Annotated in this window: 3 protein-coding genes and 1 pseudogene; 1 reads left to right on the forward strand and 3 read right to left on the reverse strand. The window is 56.5% G+C overall.

Annotated features, from left to right (window positions below; translation table 11 throughout):
• Positions 1 to 294: 294 nt before the first annotated feature.
• Both M1105_RS21025 and M1105_RS20425 read right to left on the reverse strand, forming a co-directional pair.
• A pseudogene (locus tag M1105_RS21025) lies at positions 295 to 417 on the reverse strand (DUF1059 domain-containing protein); the annotation flags it as partial.
• Positions 418 to 529: 112 nt separating this feature from the next.
• Positions 530 to 940, reverse strand: a complete 411-nt coding sequence (locus M1105_RS20425; RefSeq protein ID WP_249582216.1) for a GFA family protein — start codon at positions 938 to 940, stop codon at positions 530 to 532.
• Positions 941 to 1,085: 145 nt separating this feature from the next.
• Here M1105_RS20425 and M1105_RS20430 point away from each other — a divergent pair, with 145 nt between their 5' ends.
• On the forward strand, positions 1,086 to 2,000 hold the full coding sequence (locus M1105_RS20430) for a LysR family transcriptional regulator (RefSeq protein WP_249582217.1): 915 nt from the start codon (positions 1,086 to 1,088) through the stop codon (positions 1,998 to 2,000).
• A 95-nt stretch (positions 2,001 to 2,095) separates the two neighbouring features.
• On the opposite strand, the gene M1105_RS20435 is transcribed toward M1105_RS20430, so the two are convergent.
• A complete protein-coding gene (locus M1105_RS20435; protein WP_249582218.1) occupies positions 2,096 to 2,524 on the reverse strand; it encodes a nuclear transport factor 2 family protein in 429 nt (142 codons plus the stop codon).
• Positions 2,525 to 3,047: the final 523 nt, after the last annotated feature.

The following is a 3,047-nucleotide window of genomic DNA, read 5'->3' on the forward strand; positions in this document are numbered from 1 at the left end:
TGGGTTTGCTCATGCCACGAGGGTAGGGAGGCGGCTATTCCGCCTCAAGCCAAGTTCCTTTGACATTGCCCTTGAACGGGTTGGATTTGCTCATCCCAAGACGCTACGAGGTCGTCCGACCTGTCTCAACCGAGATCTTTCTGACAGCGCCCCAACGACTGCTAGGGCTCCAAACGGCCGTTCACTGCAAGGCGGCGACCGAAGACCGCCTGAACGGCGGCTCCGCCGACTTCGCTGACGCTAAGTTGGGTAAGCAAAGCGGGTTCGAGCGGCGCTCAGGTCCGCTCATCGTGATTATTCCTGCCTGATCAGCGTCCCGAGGTATTCCCGGGCCTCCTTGTCCCAAGAACTGGGGTCTTCGCCATGCGCCATGACGGCGTGTGGCTCCATCAACTTCCAGACTTCATCCTCTGTTGCCGCGGTGACTTTCCCGGGTCAAGACTCCATCCCTTCACAATCACTACACGCATAATAAAAGGCGGCGCTCATCGCAGTTTCCTTTCAGTTTGGAATTCAGTGACTGAGCGTTTCAGAACTCCTGAAACGTGGGCAATCCGTCTGCAAGCTTGATCCATGGCTGCTGATGAGAAACGAAGACGTGGGCAGACGGCTCTATGATTGACGGATCATCGAGGGCCACGGCAGAAAACCAAGCGTCGGCACTCCAGTCCTGACCACCGACTTCACCTTGGGCAGAGTAGGTCAACGTCGTGCCGCAGTCCCCACAGAATCCGCGGCGGATGCCCGGGGTTTTCTCGACCGTCTTCAATGTGCCCTTGGTTATGGCAAAATCGCTTGCTGCCACCTTTGCCCATGTGACGAAGGCTCCGCCCAACGCGAGCTGGCAAGACCGGCAATGGCAATGCGCGGACCAAACAGGTGGCCCGAGGATCTGAAAGCGGATGGCGCCGCAGTAGCACCCACCGTTTAGTTTTTTCATTGGTTCTCAGGCTCCGATAAGATGACCGTTCGTGCGCACCGCCTGCACAAATACCAGAATACCTTTTATCCTGTCCGCTAATATTGTCAGACCGGTCAAAACATGCGACTCAATTATCACAGGCTTACTTTAGAAAAGCTATCACATGGATTGGCTTAGATTGCCTCCACTGAACAGTCTGCGAGCATTCGCAGCTGTCGCTGACGCCGGAAGCTACAGGCTGGCGGCCGAGCGGTTGAACGTCACGCAGGCGGCCGTAAGCCAGCAGGTCAAGGCTCTGGAAGAACGCTTGGGCGTCGTTCTCGTAGAGAGACTGGGCCGGGGTATCGGGCTAACTTCGCAAGGTACGGATTTGGCCCACGAGCTTGCGATCGGCTTCGACATAATCGGTCGCGGTGTCGAACGCCTGACAGAGCAAGCGGTCAATCGACCGGTTCAGATTACCATGTCGCCAGCTTTCGCAGTCGAGTGGCTGCTGCCAAGAATGGCCGAGTTCCAGCGCGACCACCCGGAAATCACCCTGATGCTCAATCCGACGTCGGAACTTGTAGAAATGAAGCCAGGCGGTATCGATGTGGCCATCCGCTATCATGATAGACGCCGTTCCAACCCGGATGTCGACGCTGTGCTGATCACGGATATGGTAGTGATTGCGGCTCCGTCACTTGTTGGCGACCGAGATCTGTCAAATGCCGAATCGTTGGTCGACCTCCCGTGGCTGCAGGAACTCGGTACAAACGAAGCCGCTGAGTGGTTCACGTATCACGGCATTGTCCCGGAACATCCGCTTACAGTGAACCACATGCCGGGAAATCTCATCATGTCGGCAGTTCGGCGCGGTGCGGGGATCACATACACGGCCCGCGCCTTCTTCGTCGAAGACCTCGCATCGAACCAGGTTGTGGAGCTGTTTTCCGAGACGCAGTTCGGTGTTTACCACATCGAAACGCCAGCAGGCCATCTGCGCCCTGAGGTCAGAACGTTTGTAATGTGGCTTCGGTCAAAAGCAGAAACCGTTTCCAAGATTGTTGCGGATGCAGGCGGGGGTCAATTTCCATAGCTGGCGTCTGCTTCAGGCTCTGAGCCGCCGTTCGCTGCCATGCGGCGCAGTTTTGCTGGGTGAACGACCACTTCGTGGACGAAGCCGCCCTCTAACTATCCTCTACTTTTCGGATAGGCAGACCCCTCATCCTGGGCGCTTGCGGCGACCGAGGCATGCCGGTGAACCCATCTCCAACCTGCCGCCGTTTTGACGAGAGAAACCGTCCACCGAACCGGAACCATCAGGGTATCACCATCTACGACGAGGTGGATAACCAAGGCAATTGCAACAGTCGCCGAGGCGTCGTGAATGGCGATGTCCTTCCAACCCCATGCGAATTTTGTGGCCGTTGCGTCTCGGAAATTTCGAGCAAAGACCGCCGACACAGCATCACGACCGGAGCACAGTTCATCACCACCGGTTCCAATAAGTGAGATGCCTTCACCGTCGACGAAAATCGACATCAGTCGATCAAGGTCCTTCTTGCAGTAGGCATCAGCGTATTCGTCCAATGTCGCGAAAACGAGTTGTTCTTCCGTCATGGTGTATCATTCCGCATCCAATCTCTGAGTGAATCTAACACATACCTAACTGTCTTCGACACGTTCATATCGTAACCGTTCCGGGCTCGAAGCCGACTTGCGGCGACGCAGCAGGCCAGACTCGTGGGGAGCCCCGAAAGCCGTCATTCACGACAGGCAGGCAACCCAACTTTTTCAGAAGGATGGATCGACTTCCGGACATTGGGCCATCCGAAGCGGTCAATGGGCGTGTGGAAGCGGTACGGCAGCTTCGAGCCCTTTGCGGCCCTATCGGTTCGCCATGGCAAGGTCCGCAATCGCTCCATTCATCCAAAGAACCTCGACGAACCAAAGGGGCCTGGCCAAGGGGCCTGAGAATTTCGTGGAACACTCGTCAATCAGCAGGTTGGAGTTGTGACATCACGCTTGGAATCAACCTTGATATCTGTGCGGCAATCCATGGCGTGGGTGGTGTCAGACCAATGCGAACCAGTCTCAGATTGGCTGTCAACGTCGGCCTTCAGGCTGCGCCGAGCTGACGCCA

The organism is Thermohalobaculum sediminis, assembly GCF_023487995.1.
Lineage (GTDB): Bacteria > Pseudomonadota > Alphaproteobacteria > Rhodobacterales > Rhodobacteraceae > Thermohalobaculum > Thermohalobaculum sediminis.